18 protein-coding genes are annotated in these 17,528 nt (G+C 61.7%); 12 read left to right on the forward strand and 6 right to left on the reverse strand.

The window, feature by feature from the left end:
• Positions 1–58: 58 nt before the first annotated feature.
• Together ACFY68_RS16525 and ACFY68_RS16530 are read left to right on the forward strand one after the other, a co-directional pair.
• Positions 59–1,177, forward strand: coding sequence for an aryl-sulfate sulfotransferase (locus ACFY68_RS16525; protein WP_387529276.1), 1,119 nt, complete (start codon positions 59–61; stop codon positions 1,175–1,177).
• A 123-nt stretch (positions 1,178–1,300) separates the two neighbouring features.
• Entirely contained in the window at positions 1,301–3,592 is a 2,292-nt protein-coding gene (locus ACFY68_RS16530; RefSeq protein WP_387529633.1) for a TonB-dependent receptor, read from the forward strand.
• 6 nt (positions 3,593–3,598) lie between these two features.
• Here the strand turns inward: ACFY68_RS16530 and ACFY68_RS16535 are convergent, their stop codons facing one another.
• The gene (locus ACFY68_RS16535) at positions 3,599–4,363 is read right to left on the reverse strand and encodes a hypothetical protein (RefSeq protein WP_387529279.1); all 765 of its coding nucleotides are present in this window, start codon (positions 4,361–4,363) and stop codon (positions 3,599–3,601) included.
• Between the two features lie 373 nt (positions 4,364–4,736).
• On the opposite strand from ACFY68_RS16535, the gene ACFY68_RS16540 reads away from it, so the two are divergent.
• From ACFY68_RS16540 to ACFY68_RS16560, 5 genes are all read left to right on the forward strand, one after another.
• The gene (locus ACFY68_RS16540) at positions 4,737–5,579 is read left to right on the forward strand and encodes an IclR family transcriptional regulator (RefSeq protein WP_387529282.1); all 843 of its coding nucleotides are present in this window, start codon (positions 4,737–4,739) and stop codon (positions 5,577–5,579) included.
• 126 nt (positions 5,580–5,705) lie between these two features.
• Positions 5,706–7,088, forward strand: coding sequence for an MFS transporter (locus ACFY68_RS16545; protein WP_387529285.1), 1,383 nt, complete (start codon positions 5,706–5,708; stop codon positions 7,086–7,088).
• Between the two features lie 141 nt (positions 7,089–7,229).
• The gene (locus ACFY68_RS16550; RefSeq protein WP_346614397.1) at positions 7,230–8,159 is read left to right on the forward strand and encodes a dihydrodipicolinate synthase family protein; all 930 of its coding nucleotides are present in this window, start codon (positions 7,230–7,232) and stop codon (positions 8,157–8,159) included.
• 116 nt (positions 8,160–8,275) lie between these two features.
• Positions 8,276–9,520, forward strand: a complete 1,245-nt coding sequence (locus ACFY68_RS16555) for an OprD family porin (RefSeq protein WP_387529288.1) — start codon at positions 8,276–8,278, stop codon at positions 9,518–9,520.
• 188 nt (positions 9,521–9,708) lie between these two features.
• Positions 9,709–10,092 carry a tautomerase family protein gene (locus ACFY68_RS16560; protein WP_346614399.1) on the forward strand — a complete coding sequence of 128 codons (384 nt, stop codon included), beginning with the start codon at positions 9,709–9,711 and terminating at the stop codon, positions 10,090–10,092.
• A gap of 18 nt (positions 10,093–10,110) precedes the next feature.
• Here the strand turns inward: ACFY68_RS16560 and ACFY68_RS16565 are convergent, their stop codons facing one another.
• Both ACFY68_RS16565 and ACFY68_RS16570 read right to left on the reverse strand, forming a co-directional pair.
• On the reverse strand, positions 10,111–10,530 hold the full coding sequence (locus ACFY68_RS16565; RefSeq protein ID WP_387529291.1) for a tetratricopeptide repeat protein: 420 nt from the start codon (positions 10,528–10,530) through the stop codon (positions 10,111–10,113).
• Positions 10,531–10,611: 81 nt separating this feature from the next.
• On the reverse strand, positions 10,612–11,496 hold the full coding sequence (locus ACFY68_RS16570) for a LysR family transcriptional regulator (protein ID WP_387529294.1): 885 nt from the start codon (positions 11,494–11,496) through the stop codon (positions 10,612–10,614).
• Positions 11,497–11,602: 106 nt separating this feature from the next.
• On the opposite strand from ACFY68_RS16570, the gene ACFY68_RS16575 reads away from it, so the two are divergent.
• Positions 11,603–12,037: a GFA family protein gene (locus ACFY68_RS16575; RefSeq protein ID WP_387529297.1), complete on the forward strand. Its 435-nt coding sequence runs from the start codon at positions 11,603–11,605 to the stop codon at positions 12,035–12,037.
• 34 nt (positions 12,038–12,071) lie between these two features.
• On the opposite strand, the gene ACFY68_RS16580 is transcribed toward ACFY68_RS16575, so the two are convergent.
• Entirely contained in the window at positions 12,072–12,233 is a 162-nt protein-coding gene (locus ACFY68_RS16580; RefSeq protein ID WP_387529300.1) for a DUF2986 domain-containing protein, read from the reverse strand.
• 134 nt (positions 12,234–12,367) lie between these two features.
• Between ACFY68_RS16580 and ACFY68_RS16585 the strand changes: the two genes are divergently transcribed.
• The 3 genes from ACFY68_RS16585 to arsH are packed head-to-tail and all read left to right on the forward strand — an operon-like array spanning position 12,368 to position 13,939.
• The gene (locus ACFY68_RS16585; RefSeq protein WP_387529302.1) at positions 12,368–12,715 is read left to right on the forward strand and encodes a metalloregulator ArsR/SmtB family transcription factor; all 348 of its coding nucleotides are present in this window, start codon (positions 12,368–12,370) and stop codon (positions 12,713–12,715) included.
• A gap of 37 nt (positions 12,716–12,752) precedes the next feature.
• On the forward strand, positions 12,753–13,223 hold the full coding sequence (locus ACFY68_RS16590; RefSeq protein WP_387529305.1) for an arsenate reductase ArsC: 471 nt from the start codon (positions 12,753–12,755) through the stop codon (positions 13,221–13,223).
• A 14-nt stretch (positions 13,224–13,237) separates the two neighbouring features.
• Positions 13,238–13,939: an arsenical resistance protein ArsH gene (gene arsH, locus ACFY68_RS16595; RefSeq protein ID WP_387529308.1), complete on the forward strand. Its 702-nt coding sequence runs from the start codon at positions 13,238–13,240 to the stop codon at positions 13,937–13,939.
• A 77-nt stretch (positions 13,940–14,016) separates the two neighbouring features.
• Here the strand turns inward: arsH and ACFY68_RS16600 are convergent, their stop codons facing one another.
• Both ACFY68_RS16600 and ACFY68_RS16605 read right to left on the reverse strand, forming a co-directional pair.
• On the reverse strand, positions 14,017–14,217 hold the full coding sequence (locus ACFY68_RS16600; protein WP_346614407.1) for a DUF1289 domain-containing protein: 201 nt from the start codon (positions 14,215–14,217) through the stop codon (positions 14,017–14,019).
• 113 nt (positions 14,218–14,330) lie between these two features.
• The gene (locus ACFY68_RS16605; protein ID WP_387529311.1) at positions 14,331–16,562 is read right to left on the reverse strand and encodes a methyl-accepting chemotaxis protein; all 2,232 of its coding nucleotides are present in this window, start codon (positions 16,560–16,562) and stop codon (positions 14,331–14,333) included.
• Between the two features lie 230 nt (positions 16,563–16,792).
• On the opposite strand from ACFY68_RS16605, the gene ACFY68_RS16610 reads away from it, so the two are divergent.
• Positions 16,793–17,455, forward strand: coding sequence for a class I SAM-dependent methyltransferase (locus ACFY68_RS16610; RefSeq protein ID WP_387529314.1), 663 nt, complete (start codon positions 16,793–16,795; stop codon positions 17,453–17,455).
• Positions 17,456–17,528: the final 73 nt, after the last annotated feature.

Raw genomic sequence — 17,528 nt, forward strand, 5'->3', positions numbered from 1 at the left:
CCCGTTTCGCCCGCCTGCCGCCCCACGCGGTACGGCGGCGCTCACCCTGGAGAAACCGATGTCACGACTCGATACCACCACCCTGCGGCGCCACGCCACCGGCCTGATCGCCGTGGACGAACAACGCTCCGCTGGCGGCTACACCCTGTTCGCCCCGCAGACGGCAGGCGGCAAGGTCTTTTTGATCGACCTGCAAGGCCGCGAAGTGCACAGCTGGGCGCTGCCCCAGCGCCCTGGCCGCGATGCAGTACTGCTGGCCAACGGCAACCTGGGCTACAACGGCAACCACCCGGACTCGGCAGATCGCTTCCCGGGCTGGTCGGTGTGGCATGGCGGCCAGTTCAGCGAGGTGACCCCGGAGGGCGAGATCGTCTGGCAGCACACCGACCTTGCGCACCACCACGATGCCCAATGGCTGGCCAACGGCAACCTGCTGTACACCACCGCCGAACCGCTGCCAGTGCACGTTGCACAGCGGGTGCTGGGCGGCATCCCGGGCAGTGAAGCCCCCGGCGGCGTCATCTACGGCGATGTGGTGAAGGAAGTCGACCGCGCCGGCAACCTCCTGTGGGAGTGGCGCAGCTGGGAGCACCTGGCCCCGGAAGACTACCCCCTGCACGACTGTTTCGAACGCTACCACTGGCCGATGACCAATGCCGTGACCCCAGCCAGCGATGGCAAGGTGCTGCTCAGCCTGCGCAGCGTGTCTTCGGTAATCTGCGTGCAGCGCGGCAGCGGCCGTGTGCTGTGGCGCCTGGGCCATGACCTGGTGGCGCAGCAGCATTGCCCCAGCGAGCTGGAAAACGGCAACGTGCTGGTGTTCGACAACGGCATTTCGCGGCCGCATGTGTCGATGCCGCATTCGCGCGTGATCGAGGTCGACCCGGTGGAGCAGCGCATCGTCTGGCAGTATGCCGATGCCCCCGGTTACGCGTTCTTCAGCCCGTTCATGGGCGGTGCCCAGGCGCTGCACAACGGCAACGTGCTGGTCACCGAAGCCAACTTTGGCCGCCTGTTCGAAGTGACCCGCGCCGGTGACGTGGTGTGGGAGTACATCAACCCGCATTTTGCCGCCTACCCGGACGCCGCCTCGCGGGCCTACCTGCCCGGTGAAAACAACGCCATCTTCCGCGCACACCGTTACCAGCGGCAGGACATCCCCTGGCTGCGCGACTGACCCCTACCCCACCCCCAACCGTTGATCACGCTTACGCAAACCACGCGCAGCGAGGTCCATTCATGCCTGGAGTTCATGATGACCACGCCCGTTCCACACCTCGCCTGCGCGTGCGCCTTGCGCATGCTGGCCCCTTCCCTGCTTGCCCTGGCCTGCGCGCCGCCGGTATGGGCCGCCCCCGCTGACAGCACAGCCGTAAACACCGGCGCCGCGGCCAGTGACACCACCCTGCGCACGGTCACCGTCACCAGCCGCCGACGCAGCGAAGATGCGCAGTCGGTGCCTGCCGCCATGACCGTGCTCTCGGCGCAAACCCTCGATGACCAGCGCCTTTATCGCCTGCAAGACCTTCAGCAGGCGCTGCCCAGCGTCAACGTCGCGTTCATGCACGCCCGCCAGTCGAGCCTGTCGATTCGCGGGCTAGGCAACAACCCGGCCAGCGACGGCCTTGAAGGCAGTGCCGGGATCTACCTGGACAACGTCTACCTGGGCCGCCCGGGCATGGCCGTATTCGACCTGCTGGACATCGACCAGCTGGAGCTGCTGCGCGGGCCGCAAGGCACGCTGTTCGGCAAGAACACCACTGCCGGGGTGCTGAACATCAGCACCCGCAAGCCGACCTTCACCCCGGAGGGGCGCGTGTCCAGCTCGTTGGGCGAAGACGGCTACGTGCAGAACCAGGCAAGTGTCTCCGGCCCGTTGAGCACAACAGTGGCCGGGCGCGTCTCGGCTTACCGCACCCGCGAGAACGGCTACGTGCAAAACGATTTCGACGGGCATACCCTGGGCGGCGGCACCCGCCAGGGCGTACGCGGCCAGTTGCTGTTCGAGCCCAACGAAGCGTTCAACGCACGCTGGATCGCCGATTACAACGAAGAAGCGTCCAGTGCCGGTACCCGCTCACTGTTCAGCACCGGGCCGACCATCAACGGCGTCAACCTTTACCAGCAGCGCGCGGACGCGGTCGGCGCCACACTGGCGCACGGTCGCCACGTCAACCTGGACGCCGACCAACGCGTAACGGTGTTCCAGGGGGGTACCAGCCTGGAAGCCAACTGGACCACACCCGGCGACTACACCCTGACATCCGTCAGTGCCTACCGCTGGTGGGATTTCACCCCACGCAACGATGACGAACTGAACGTGCCGGTGATGTACAACGTCGGCCAGTCGGCGCGCGACGAGCAATACACACAGGAGCTGCGCCTGGCGTCGCCGTCGGGTGGCACATTCGACTATGTACTGGGGGCGTTCTACTTCCATCAGGCCATGCGCAACAAGGTGTTCACCGCTTACGGGCCACTCGCCGACACCTGGAACGGCACGCCCCAGGGCGCGCTGAACAACGTCACCAGCATCGGCCACGGGCATGTCGATACCGACAGCTTGGCGCTGTTCGCCCAAGGCACCTGGCACCTTTCGCCCCGCCTGGAATTCACTGCCGGCGTGCGCGGCACCTACGAGGCCAAACAGGCACGCGTTACCCGCGATGCACCGGTTGGAGGTGTGGCCGTCGACGGTCGTGCTGCCAACGTGCGCAACGCAAGGCTCGGCGCCTACGACTCGGGCGACCTCAACCTGTACAGCTTCAGCCCCTCGGCGCTGCTGAGCCTGAGTTATCGCTTCGATGAACAGGTGATGGGCTACGTTTCGCTGTCCCACGGCGAGAAGTCCGGCGGCGTCAACCTGTCAGTGGCCAGCGCCCCAGTGGCAGGCGCCGATTCGCTGCTGATCGGCAGCGAGCGCGCCAACGATGCCGAGCTAGGGATCAAGAGTTCGCTGTTCGACCAACGCCTGCAACTCAACGCCAACCTGTTCTGGACGCTGGTGCACGGTTACCAGACCAACGCTTACGACGACGCCAACCTGACCAGCTACCTGACCAATGCGGGTTCGGTGCGCAGCCGTGGCGCCGAGTTCGAGGCCACCATTCTGCCCGCAAGAGGGCTGACGCTAAACGTCAACGGCGCCTTCAACGACGTGCGCTACCTCTCCTACCCCGACGCACCCTGCCCGGCCGAGATGGCACTGCAGCCAGGCGCGCCGGCTTCCTGCGACCTGGGTGGGCACGCTGTGGTCGGCGCCTCGAAGTGGACCTTCAATGGCAACGGCACCTACGAATGGCAACTGCAAGCACTGCGGCCCTACGTGAATGCCAGTTACGCGTTCCGCTCCCATGCCGTGGGCACAGTCGACGACTCGCGCTACGCACAATTGCCGAGCTATGCGCTGGTGAATGTATCGGCAGGGCTGCGCGGCGACCTTGGGGATGGCCAGTGGGACGTCTCGCTGTGGCTGAAAAACGCCTTCGACAAGACTTACTACACCACCTTGTGGAATTCGCCCAATGGCGCCTACACCGGCGTGCTGGGCACGCCGCGCACGCTGGGGGTAACGGCCCGCTACGACTTCTGAGGGCGCTCAACGCCTGCCCAGCACCTTCGCCAACACGAAGGTCGCCACCACCGCAAGCACCACTGCGGCCGAGATCGACGGCACAGTCCCCAGCGCTACGATGGTGCTTTTCACAGCAAGGTAGAAGCCCAGCACCCCCACCGCGCCAATGGCATTGCCACGCACAATGGCCCCCAACTCGTGGTGCCCGCCCTGAACGTGGGCGAACACCGCGAGCGGCCAGGCAATGATCGGGATCGGCGCCAACAGGCCGCTGGCGACCGGCCCGAGCCATTGGGCACTGGCGGTAATCGCCGCCAGCAGCAGGGTTGCCGTGAGCATGCGCATCGGGATCACCCAGCGTGGTAACGGCACAACGTTCGCGGCATGGGCCTGCGCCTTCGTCGAGGTGACGACGATGATCAGCGTCAGCAGCAGCACCGTCACGCCGACCGACAGCGCCACCGCCCCTATCCGGCTCATTACAAAGGCGGTCGCAGCGTAGACCGCCAGCGCCGCGATGCAGCCGGTAAGCGCACCCACGCGGCGCGTCACCAGGAAGTAGAACAAGTAAGTCGCCTGCACCGCCGCCAACCCCGCCAATGCCCCAGGCACCGCCTGCAACGCAAAGCCCGGCCCTTGTTCAAGGCTCAGAAACAGCATGACCAACGCGGACGTCACGGGCAGCCCGGAGAGCAGCCCGCCAATTTGCGTACCCCAGCGCCTGGCCGCCAGCGAGATGGCCAGCATGAGTGTGGGGGTGATGAGGAACTTGAGATAAAAGACGGTCATCGGGAGCTATGTCAGTTCGCAGAGAAGGGAGCCTGATGCGCCAGGCAGGCGGCATTGGGCGCCCCATGCTAATTGAACCGGGGTGACATTACGCTGTTTTTTAGTGGCATGAAGCGCGTGGGCGATCAGCGCAGAAGCCGTCGACGAGTCCAATGGCACACTGGTTAAACTAATGAAAATAAAAGCATTAATACCGTCCCAGCGCGCAGGGTGTAGCCCAAACGACGCATAGCCAACTGGCTTGCTTATTCATTATCAGAATAGAAAAGAGTTTAAGCGATTAAAAATCGAATAGATCGTTAGCAGACTAAGTGATAATCTAAATGAAAGAAAAATATTTCGCAATCCGAAAAAACAAAAAAGGTGCGAAGCCATGGATAAAGTCGTTAAACAAGTTGCTCCCGGCACTACCGCCATGAAGGAACTGGATGACAAGAAAGCACGCAGTACTGTGCAATCGCTGGCAAAAGGTTTCCGGGTACTGGAGTCGTTCACTGCCGACAATGAAGAGCTCACGCTGAGCCAAATTGCGGCAGCCGCTGACCTCGACCCCGGCACCACGTTCAGGATGCTCAATACCCTGGTGGACTTGGGCTATGTCTCCAGGCTGCCAGAGAGCCGCCGTTTTGCCTTGACGCTAAAAGTGCTCGACCTTGGCTTCCACGCCATTGCCAGAACAGACCTGCGCAGTATCGTGCGCCCCATTCTGCGGGGCCTGGTCAGCGAAACCCATGAGGCGGCAAGTTTCGCCGTGCTGCAGGGGGCCGACGTTCTTTACCTGGAGCGAGTGCGCGCAGGCATCACCCGCCTCGGTGTCGATATTCGAGTCGGCACCACGGTCCCCGCAGCGCAAACCGCTGTTGGCCGTGCGATCCTGGCCTTCCTGCCAAAGGCTGAGGTGGAACGCATCGCCCAATTGCAGCCTTTGATGCCTTTCATCATGAAACCGCAAGCGGATGAACAACGGCTGGCGGACACCCTGGAACACATTCGTGAAAACGGATACGTGCTGACAGACTCCCTGTTTACCGAAGGCTTGAGAATACTCGCAGTGCCGGTGTTGGATATCGATGGTTACCCGGTGGGGGCTATCAGTATTGCCGCGCCGGCGGTTCGTTGTACGGCCGAAGAACTGAAAGTTCGAGCGTTGGAAACAACTCTGGCGGCCGCCGATGCCATTGGCAAAGCACTGCAGGCCAATGGAAGCGTCGGCTGAGCCACCGGCGCGCCTGTATCGAAACAGTGCTGTAACTGCAGCGGTAAACCCAATAGCTGAACAATAGACAGCGGGCTCTGCTCGTCCCTGATAAAGCTAAAAACAATAAAAGGACACGCTATGTTGATGCAGCAGGAAGTTGAAACATTGCCCGACAAGGTCAAAAGCCAGGCGAATATCAGCGCACGGCTTGAACGGCTTCCAATCACCCGTCAGGTGTTCTGGGCACGCAACATCATTGGCGCCGCCACGTTCTTCGACGGCTATACCATCATCGCAATAGCCTATGCCATGCCGGTATTGGCCAAAGAGTGGGGGTTGTCCGGTGCACAGATCGGCATGATTCTCTCTGCCGGCTACCTGGGCCAGCTGTTCGGCGCGTTGATTTTCGGTTGGCTTGCCGAGCGCATCGGGCGCATGAAGGTGCTTACCTTCACCATCCTGTTGTTCGTGGCCATGGACGTTGCATGCCTGTTTGCCTCCAGCGCAGCGATGATGATCGCCTTCAGGTTTATCCAGGGCATCGGCACGGGTGGCGAGGTGCCGGTGGCCAGTGCCTATATCAACGAGTTGATCGGGTCGAAAAAACGCGGCAAGTTCTTTTTGCTGTACGAGGTGATGTTCCTCCTGGGCCTGGTGGGTGCAGGCATCATCGGCTACCTGCTCGTCCCCGTGTACGGCTGGAAAGCCATGTTCGCGGTGGGCCTGGTTCCGGCCACACTGCTGATCCCGTTACGGTTTTTCCTCTTCGAGTCGCCCCGCTGGCTGGCTTCCAAAGGGCGGCTTGAGGAAGCAGACCAGATCGTCAATCGGCTGGAGGACAGCGCCATCAAAGCAGGCAGAGTGCTGCAGCCGCCCGTTGAAGTGCCACAGATCCAGCGCACCCCGGATGCCCAGGGCTGGAAGGAACTGTTCCGGGGCATGTACCTCAAGCGCTCGCTGGTGATCTGGGCGATGTGGTTCGGCTCTTACATGGTCGCCAATGGCCTGATTACCTGGCTGCCCACCTTGTACCGACAACACTTCAACCTGCCGCTGGAAACCAGCCTGGCGTATGGCTTTATCACCTCGGCAGCCGGTGTGGTGGCAGCGGTGATATGCGCCCTGCTCATCGACAAGGTAGGGCGCCGCCGCTGGTACATCGGGGCCTTGTTCCTCGGTTCAGTGCCATTGGCCCTGCTCACCTTCACAGGGGCAACGGCCCCCCTGCAGATCCTCGCCCTGGCGGGCCTGGCATATGCCTTGGTACAAACCGTGACGTTCTCACTGTACCTGTACTCGGCAGAGTTATACCCCACTCGCCTTCGCGCACTGGGCACCGGTGTTGGCAGTGCATGGCTCAGGTTAGGTTCCGCCACAGGCCCATTGATCGTCGGCCTGACAGTAGGCGGTGGCGGTGTCCACTACGTGTTCGGCGCATTCGCATTGGTTCTGGTTACCACAGGCTTGATGACATCGCTGTTCGCCATTGAAACCAAGGGCCGCATTCTGGAAGAACTCTCGCCCTGAAACTAAACCCGCAACGTTTATAAAACCGTAATTACCTGCAACACCGAAGTTCAGATCCCAACTTACCAGAAAGTACAGACCTGTATTTTTTGCGCCCCCGCACGCGTCAGTGGCGGCATTTCATAACCAAGAGGAAACATCATGAGCACTAAAAATACCCTGGATCTCAAAGGCCTGGTTCCTGCGCCGGTTACCCCATTCACCCGTGAGGGCCAGGTGGACTACGACGCCATTCACAAGCTGGGGGCCTGGCTGGCCAGTTTCGACGGCGTCAAAGGCCTGGTGGTGCTGGGCCACGCCGGTGAAGGCACCTTCCTGACCCAGGCTGAACAAGGGCGTGTCATTCAAGCGTTCAAAGAATCCTGCGGTGGCCGCCTGCCTATCATCGCCGGCATTACCGGTGAAGGCACGCAAGTGGCTGCCGAAGAAGCAAAGCGTGCCGTAGATAATGGTGCCAGCGCCGGGCTGGTGTACCCCTCCCACGGCTGGCTGCGCTTCGGCTACCAGAAAGGCGCAGCACAAGACCGTTACAAGGCAATCTATGAAAACAGCGGCCTGCCGTTGATCCTGTTCCAATACCCGGATGCCACCAAAGCCACCTACGACCTTGAAACACAGTTGGAGATCGCCAAACAACCCGGCGTCTTCGCCATGAAAAACGGCGTACGCAACATGCGCCGCTGGGACACCGAAATCCCGGTGATCCGCAAAGAAGTGCCTGAACTGCAGATCCTCACCTGCCACGACGAGTACCTGTTGCACACCATGTTCGACGTCGATGGCGCTCTGGTGGGTTACGGCGGCCTGACCCCTGAGCCTCTGATCGACTTGATCGCTGCCGGCAAGCGTCGCGATTACCCAGCTGCTCGCGCCATTCACGACAAGTTGCTGCCGGTAACACGCAACGTCTACCACCGTGGCTCCCACATGGAAGGCACCGTGGCCCTGAAGCACGGCCTGGTTGCCCGCGGCATCCTGGACCACGCCACGGTACGCTCGCCGCTGCTGCCACTTGCCGAAGGCGCAGATCGTGAAATCGCCGACGCACTGCGTTCGGCTGGCTTGATCTGAACAAACCCTTGGCGCCTGCCCCAGGCGCCGCACTCAACCACTGAAACAAACAAGGCCCTGTGTTGACAGGGCCTTGTCACCACCTGAACCCATCAATAAAAATAACAAGGGTTGGCATGTTGAAAATACACGCGGGTTCGCGCATCAGGGTATTAGTGATTCCCTTCGCCATGGGCGCTGCGCAGGCTTATGGCAATGACTTTATCGACAACACGAAAGCGACGCTAACGACCAGAAACTTCTTGTTCGATAGAAACTTCACGTCATCGAATACCCCTCAACACCACGCACGCGAGTGGACACAAGGTTTCATCTTCGACCTGAAATCCGGCTTCACCTCAGGGCGTTCAGGCGTGGGCATTGATGTGCTTGGTAAATATGCCATCAAGCTTGACGGCGGCGCGGGGCATTACGGCGCGCTCTTGCTGCCCAAAGATGATGACGGAGGCCCCGCACGCAACTTTGGCCGACTGGGCATCGCCTTCAAGGCGAAGTTTTCAGCCACTGAACTGAAAGCGGGTGAATGGATGCCCAATCTTCCTCTTGTTACAGCAGATGACTTCCGCGCGCTGCCGCAAACGTTCAGGGGCGCACAGCTTACCTCTGACGCCCTCAAGGACTGGAGCCTGTACGCTGGCGAGTTCACAAGCACCAGCTTGCGCAACGACTCTTCGATGGAAGACTTGGCGTTCGCAAATGCCCGCTCGGATGCCTTCCGTTTCGTGGGCGCTGACTATCGGCTACCCACGCAAAAGACCCAGTTGCGCCTGGCATCAGGGCAGCTGAAGGATATCTACAAGCAGCACTATGTAGGCCTGATGCAAGGTTGGCAGCTCGCGCCCGGGATAGCACTGAACGCAAACCTTGCCTATTTCCAGGGCAGCGACGATGGGCGCGCGAAGGCAGGGCGCCTGCAGAACAAGACGGCGTCCGCATTGATCGGGCTCACTGTGCGGCAGCACACCGTGAGCATGGGCCTGCAGGATGTCAGCGGTGAGAGCGGATGGATGAGAATCACCGGCACCGGTGGCGGTTACCTGGCCAACAACACGTTCAACCATGCGTTCGATAACCCCAGGGAAAAATCCTGGCAGGTTCGCTATGACCTCAACTTCGTAGGCTACGGCATCCCGGGCCTGACATTCATGACGCGCTACGTGCAGGGCCGCAACGTGAAGACATCGGCCGTGGACAATGGCAAGGAATGGGTCAGGGAGACGGAGATCGGGTACGTGATCCAGAGCGGGCCGCTGCGAAATGCATCAGTCCGCTGGCGCAACGCGAGTGTTCGCCGTGGCTTCAACGCCAGCGACTACGATGAGAACAGGCTGATTATCAGTTATCCGATAAACATCTTCTGACATCTGGCCTGGCCAGTCGTGGCTGTTTTGTAGCCGCGGCAAGGCCGCTGCCACAAAGCCCGCGAGCGCCGCAGTGGCAGCGTTCAAGCAAGGTCGCCGCCGATGATGATCGGCCAGCGGCGGTGGCTTGCGTTGGCTAAGCTCGCAGGTGAGCTGACCTGCCAAGCTTTCAAGCCTAGGAGCCGCCCATGCCTCTGGTACGCATCGACATCAGAAGACACCCCGACCCCACTCACCTGCAAAAGCTGGGTGGCGTCGTTTACGCCGCCCTCAAGCAAACGATCAATGTGCCCGATCACGACAACTTCCAGGTGCTGACCGAGCACGATGGCGACCGCCTGGTGTATGACCCACAGTACCTGGGCATCCAGCGCACCGATGGCCAGGTGTTCATCCAGATCACGCTCAGCGAGGGGCGTACGGTCGAACAGAAAAAGGCGCTGTACCTGGCCATCGCCGAAGGGCTCAACCGCGAAGCCGGGGTGCGCATGGAGGATGTGTTCATCAACCTGGTCGAGGTGCGCAAAGAGAATTGGTCGTTTGGCAACGGCATTGCCCAGTATGCCCTCTAGCACCCGCGCAGCGGCAGGCTAGTGACTTTGAATGGCTGAGGCCTTCATGGCGCGGGGCAGCTTGCCTGACGCGCGGGCCTTGTTCGCCGCCTGAATCAATTGCAGGTTGCGATTGCGCAATGCCACGTTGCGCCCGACACGCAAGTTGGAACGTGCCGCCAGCACTTCAGCCTGATCGTACTGCCCCTGCTCCAGCCGCAGCACACCGAGGTAGTGCAGCGTGGCGGGATTGCTCGGCTGTATTTGCAGAGCCCGCTCCAGTGTGGCGGCAGCCTGGTCGAGCCGGCCTTCGGCATATTGCCTGGAGGCGGTTTCGATCAACAAGGTCGAGGCGGTGTTACTGCGTGCAGGCGCCCTATGCTCGCCGGCGAGGCTCAAAGAGCACACGGCGACACTGAACAACAGGGTAAGGGCCGACAGCATACGCTTGCTAGGCATCAAGAAAGCACTCGACAAGGCCAGGTGGGTCTGGCTCGAAAGAAGGGGCTATCGACCTCAACAAGGCATCCAAGTTCCCGTTCAGGCGCTCAGGTGGCCATGCAACGCCTCGCCCAACACCTCGAACACCTGAGCGATACGCTTGATCCGGCGCAGGTCGCTGTGCATCGCGATCCACACATCGACCTCAAAACCGAAGCTGTCGGGTAGCACGTGGGTGAGCCCCTGCTGTTTGCCGATGCAGGTCGGGCACAGGCCGAAACCCAGCCCAGCCTTCAGCGCAGCGAGCTGGGCCAGATGATTGTCGGATGCTACGGCGAAATACTGATCCGGTTCACATAGCCCTGTTTCAACCCACCGGCGCACATCGGCCGAGCGCCGGTCAGGGCCGATCAGCGGGCCGCGGCGCAACGCATCGAGGTTTTCAGGTTTGCCGTAGCGCTGCAGGCATTCGGCGCTGGCATGCACGCCGATGCGCAAGCTGCCGACGCGCCTAACGGTGATGTCGGCTTCAACCGGGCGCAGCAGGCGCACGGCAATGTCCGACTGCAGCCTGGCGATGTCTTCCAGCGCGTCGCCGATGCTCAACTCCAGCTTCACGCCGGTGTGGCGATGATGAAAGTCGCGCAATAACCCAGGCAGCACCTCGACGCCCAGCAAGTTGCCACAGGTTACCCGCACCGTACCGCTGTCGGTGGCCGTTTCGGCGCTGGCCATGCGGCTGAACGCCTGCGCAGCATGGTCCATACGCTCGACATGCTCGATCAGCCCGCGCGCCGCCGTGGTCGGCGTGAGGCCCGCAGGCGTGCGGGTGAACAGGCTCAGGTCCAGCGAGCGTTCCAGGTGGTCGAGCCGGCGCCGCGCCGTGGCCTGGGCAATCCCCAGCAGCTTCGCCGCGCCGCTCAGGCTACCGGAACGCAGCACCGCCAGAAACACCCGCTGGCTTTCCCATTCAAGCCCGCTCATACATTCTTGACCAACGGCTGCTCCCTTTTCGCTCTTCTACCGGGGGCGGCCAACGAGGATGATGCGCCCCTGATTCGTCTCGGACGCCATTGTAAGGACTAACACCATGCGATTCACCGGTCATTGCCGCTGCGGGCAACTCGCGCTCGAAATCGAAGCCGCTGCGCGCCCTCCCCTGTATGCCTGCCACTGCCTCAATTGCCAGCGCTGGAGCGGCAGCGCGTTCGGCCTGCATATGCTGTGCGTGGCGTCAGCGGTGCAGTTAACGGGGGAACCCAGCATCTACACCCATGAACATGAGGGGCAGACGTCGACGCAATATGCCTGTGGCATCTGTCATACCCGCATGTTCAACGAGACGACAGCCGCGCCCGGCATGCGCGTGGTGCGCGCCGGCGTGCTGGAGGGCGCAGAGCACCTCACCCCTGTCGCGCATATCTGGGCCCGACGCAAACAGCAGTGGGTAACCCTGCCGGAAGGCGTTGCACAGTGGCCGGAAACGCCAACAGCCGAAGCCTTCGCGGCTGCGTTGATGGGGTGAGACGCCTGGGGTAGCGGCCGCCAGGCAGGCGGCCTCAGCCCTCGGAAACGGTGCTCTGCTCGCCGGCAGCCTGCGCCTCCATCTTCAATCGGTCGGCCTTGCAGATGTACTTGGGCTTGCTCTTGGGCGCCAGCTTCGCCGCGGCTTTTTTCTGGTGGGCTTTCAGTAGCTGGTTGATTTTTTTGCGACGGTTCATGGTGCCACTCGGTTAACAGGTTTGATCAATTGGCATCATACGCGTGCTCCTAACCAACATCACATTGCTGATGAGGGCTTGCGATAGAAATTCGAATATGCGCATATACGTATATTCACATCCAAGGATGCCCCATGATCACCCCTCCTGAAGTCTTCAAGAGCCTGGCGGACGAAACCCGTGCCCGCGCCACGCTGCTGATCGCCAGCCAGGGCGAGTTGTGCGTCTGCGAACTGATGTGCGCGCTGGATGACAGTCAGCCGAAAATCAGCCGGCACTTGGCGCAACTGCGCAACAGCGGCCTGTTGCTGGACCGTCGCCAGGGCCAATGGGTCTATTACCGCCTCAACCCTGCCCTGCCGGCTTGGGTGGGCGAGATGTTGCACGTCACGCTGCGGGCCAATGCCGATTGGCTGGCGCACGACTGCGCACGCTTGAAAACCATGGACGGGCGCCCCGTCCGTGAAGCCACCTGCTGTTGAGCCCTTTGACGCCGCCACACAGCGGCAGGAGTTATCGATGCGAGTGTTGTTCATGTGCACGGCCAACAGTTGCCGCAGCATCCTGTCCGAAGCGCTGTTCAATCACCTGGCGCCGGCAGGCTTTGAAGCTGTCAGTTCCGGCAGTTTTCCCAAAGGCCAGGTATTGCCGCGCAGCCTCACCACGCTGCAGCAGGCGGGTATCTCGATCGAAGGCCTCAGCAGCAAAGGGAACGATGCCTTCGAAGGCAACCCGCCAGACCTGGTCATCACAGTCTGCGACAAGGCAGCCGGCGAGACTTGCCCGGTGTACTTCGGCGCTGCCCTGAAGGCGCACTGGGGGCTTGAAGACCCGTCCGATGTCACAGGGGACGATGCACAGATCAACGCCGCTTTTGTCGCCACGCTGCTGCGCATCGAAGTGCGCTGCAGAGCCTTCTTCGCGCTCGCCTTCGACGAGCTCGGCCCTCAACAACTCAAGCACGAGCTGGACCGCATCGGCTCGCTCTGAACAGGTACAACTGCATGCACGATGAATTGCCCAACCTCGACCTTTCCCTGTTCGGCGATGCCCCACCCGAAGCCCGCGCCAGCAACCACAAGCCGCGCATCTTGCTGCTGTACGGCTCCACGCGAGAGCGTTCGTTCAGCCGACTTCTGGTAGAGGAAGCCGCCCGCCTGCTGGAGCACTTCGGTGCGCAGACCCGCATCTTCGATCCATCGGGGTTGCCGCTGCCCGACGATGCGCCAGTCGAGCATTGCAAAGTGCAAGAGCTGCGCGACCTCATGCAGTGGTCGGAGGTCCAGGTGTGGTGCTCACCAGAGCGTCACGGGGCGATGTCTGCCGTGTTCAAGGCGCAGATCGACTGGGTGCCACTGGCGCTCGGTGCCGTTCGCCCCACCCAGGGCAAGACGTTGGCGGTGATGCAGGTTTGCGGCGGGTCGCAATCCTTCAACGTGGTCAACCAGCTGAGGGTGTTGGGCCGCTGGATGCGTATGTTCACCATCCCTAACCAGTCTTCGGTGCCCAAGGCGTATCTGGAGTTCGACGAGGCGGGGCGAATGAAACCCTCGGCCTACTATGACCGGGTTGTCGATGTGATGGAGGAACTGGTGAAGTTCACCCTGCTGCTGCGCGATCGCAGGGACGCGCTGGTGGACCGCTATTCCGAGCGCAAGGAAAGCGCCGAGCAGCTGTCGGCGCGGGTCAATCAGCGTTCCATCTGAAGCCCGCCATGAACTGGGAGCAGGATCGTGCTCGGCCGCTTGCGGCATGCACGGCCTGGCCACTAACGGGTAAAGAATCAGTCGCTGCCCTTGCGCTTGGCGCTTTTCTTGACGATGGCCTTCATTCGCGTGGCGGCCCGCTGCACCGTGGCCATTTTCTCGGGGCGCTTCATGCCGCGCCACTTGCGTATTTCATCCCGCGTTCGGCCACAGCTCACGCACAGCTCGCTGTTGAGCTGGCAGAGCGAGACGCAGGGGTTGTCGATGTCCTTGGCCATGGGCGGCTCCGTTTGCGGGGTGCGGATGGTAACGCAAGGCAGCAGCGTTGGGTGAATCGCAAATAGACCGCCGCCCATAAACTCGCGCCCAAGTCATTGAGCCACACTGCAGTTCACGCCGCTGCCACCCGTTCGCTATCGCTGCTGACCTCGAACTGCCCTACCAGCTTTTGCAGTTTGTTGGCATTGACCTTCACCGTCTCTGCACTGTTCTGCAACACCACCGCCGTCTGGCGCATTTCGCTGGAAGACTGGTTGACCTGCTCGATGGTCTTGCCATACACGAGGCTGCGCCTGTGAAGCTGCTGAATGATCGCGAACATGCCTTCCACCGCTTGATGCAACTGCACGTTTTCCGACGACGCACCTTCAGCCAGGCGCAGGCTGTCATCGACGTTCTGCACGCCCTCCTCCATGAAGCTCACTGCTTGTTGGGTTTCGTTCTGCAGGCCTTCGACTTTGTCGCGGATGTCATCGGCGGCGCGCGCAGTGCGCAGGGCCAGGCTGCGTACCTCATCCGCCACCACTGCGAAGCCGCGGCCATGTTCACCCGCCCGCGCGGCCTCGATGGCAGCATTGAGGGCCAGCAGGTTGGTCTGGTTGGTGATGTCGCTGATCAGCCCGGTGATGTTGCCGATCTGCGTCATCCTGCTGTCGAGCGACTGCACGCTGGAGGCTGAGCGCGCCACCACATCACGAATCGACTGGGTGCCCTCCTGCACCGCCAGGTATTGCTCACGGGCACGGCTGACCACCTCATCCATGGCCTGTTTCATCTGCTCGGCGCTGACCGAAGCTTGCTGCAGTTCGCCCAGTTGATCCTCCATGATGATCATCATCTGGTGCACTGCATCGGCTACCTCGGCAGAGCTGACGCTCGCCTCCTGGCTGCGCCCCAGCATCATCTGGTTGGTGGCGCCCACCGTGCGGCTGGCCTTGACCACTTGCCCCACCACGGAATCCAGGCGGTCGATGAAGCTGTTGATCCAGCGCGCCATGTCGCCGGTCTCGTCATTGGCCATGGCCGTGGTGTCCAGGCGTTGGCGCAGGTTGCCTTCACCCTCGGCGATGGTCCGCAGCACCCCGCTCATGTCATTGAGCCTGGCCGCCAGCCTTCGGGGCCCAACCACGCTGAACAACAGCGTGGCCCCCAGCATGCTCAAGGCTGCCAATGCATCGTTCAGCCCTTGGGCCAGGCCGGCGTAGTGTTGCACCAGGAAGTTGCAACCGAACAGCCCGGCCATGATCGCAATGTACGGTTTCATCAGCCCGTAGCTGAGCGAGCGCCGGCGGTAGACTTCTTCCAGGTCGGCTTCACACATCATCCCCCAACGGTCCGGTGAACCGGGCAACTGAAACGTGACGCCTTTGCCCACTACCGGTACATGGCGGTAGTCGGAATAACCGGGGTATGTGACGAACAGGTTGGCGCCGTGGCGGATGGTTTCCCGCACGCCGGGGTGAAGTAGCTGCGTGGCCGGGTCGGTGAAGCGCAGCTCAAGCTCCGTATGGCGTTGAACCTGCACGGTGGCCCAGCGCGTATGTACCCCGCTCTTGAGGTTTTCGCCCTGGGTGAACGTAGCGTCTTCGAAACGCGAGCGTGACAACGCGGTGCCCGGCTGGACTGCAGGGTCGAAGCGCGAGTGCGCCATGAACAGGTAGTTGTCCCCCGACTCGGCGAAGATGTGCCCGGCCTCACGCTGGATAAGGTCCCCCAACACATCGTTGGGCACCCGGCCGCAGAGGCAGCCGACCACCTTGCCGTTGGCCTTGAGCGGCTGATAGAACATCAAGGTGACTTCATCGTGAAAGCGCGACGACGAGGGGCCAATCTGCAGGGTCAGCGGGTCCCTGTAGGGGCCGTGCAGGAACGCTGCCTTGAGCCCTTCGGCCACGGCTGCGGTTTGCTCGACCCGCTGCTTTGCGCGTTGCGGCCAGGTCGAGGCGATGACCGTGCCGGTGCAGTCGATGACGAACAGTTCCGAGAAGTCTTCAGCCTGCGCAAGCTTGCTGTGAAGTGCCGTACTGTCGAGATTGGCGAAGCCCGGCGTCAGGTGATCGGCCAGTTCGCTCAAGTGCTCCCACTGTTCACGGGCCCAACTGTGCAGCAACTGCATGCGGGTCTGGGCGATGGCTTCAAACGTTTGCTCGATCACTGGGTAGCTGGCCCGGTTGAGCCAGCAGGCCCAGCCCATGCTGAATCTACCTGTTTTTCCCAACCAAGGGAGCCAACGCTTTTCGTTTGAGGACAACGGCATGGAGCTGCTTGAAAGCGACATTATCTTCACCACATGCGACATGAAAGTGGCAAAGTGATAGCAAGTAATGCGCCAACTCGTACGCATGCTAACGATTTCGTCGTTGTGGGCTACTCAACGCACGCGTGCTGCGCACCAATTAGGTGCTTCGATCACGCCGCGCGCCGAAGCGGAGCGACGCGCCGTCAAGCCGCAGCAGGGGGTGAGCAGCCTGAGGCCGGCGAAGTACGTGAACCCCGCATGGCGGTGGCTGGCAGGGGTAGCCGGAGCCGCTCCGGGGCATTTATGCTTGGTGAACGTTTCGCCAGGATACCGCCATGCCGTCCTCTGAAGCCGACTTGCTGCATAGCTGGCAGCTCAATGCCAAAGCCTGGATCGACGCCGTTCGCGGCGGCGCCATCGAAAGCCGGCGGCAGGTCACCGACCAGGCTATCCTGCTGGCGATTCTCGGCCGCCAGCCTGAACGGGTCCTCGATCTTGGTTGCGGCGAAGGCTGGTTGCTTCGCGCCTTGGCTGACCGGGGCATCGATGCTGTCGGAGTGGACGGTGATGCTGTGCTGGTCGAAGCGGCGCGCGCAGCCGGTTCGTCAGCGGTTCATAAAGCCAGCTATGAACAACTGGCCGCTGAAGAAGTGGACATTGGCGGCGACTACGACCTGGTCTGCGCCAACTTCGCCTTGCTGCACCAAGACATCATCCCCCTGCTGGCGGCGATGAAAGCGCTATTGGCCCCAAGCGGCACGATGGTGATCCAGAGCCTGCACCCTTGGAGCATGGCGAACGGGGATTACCAGGATGGTTGGCGCGAAGAATCGTTTACCGGGTTTGCCGGCCAGTGGCAGCCGATGCCGTGGTATTTCCGCACCTTGGCCAGCTGGTTGAATGCGCTGGATATGGCGGGGTTGCGCTTGGTGAACTTGCAGGAGCCGCAGCATCCTCAAAGTGCTGTGCCGCAATCTTTATTGTTGGTCGCTGAATAAGTGTTTTGCTGCGCCACCCATTCGCGGGGCAAGCCCGCTCCCACAGAACAAAAGCTAACTTACTGATTTGGCA

Origin of the sequence: Pseudomonas sp. NPDC012596 (genome assembly GCF_042902325.1) — a bacterium.
Classification (GTDB): Bacteria; Pseudomonadota; Gammaproteobacteria; order Pseudomonadales; family Pseudomonadaceae; genus Aquipseudomonas.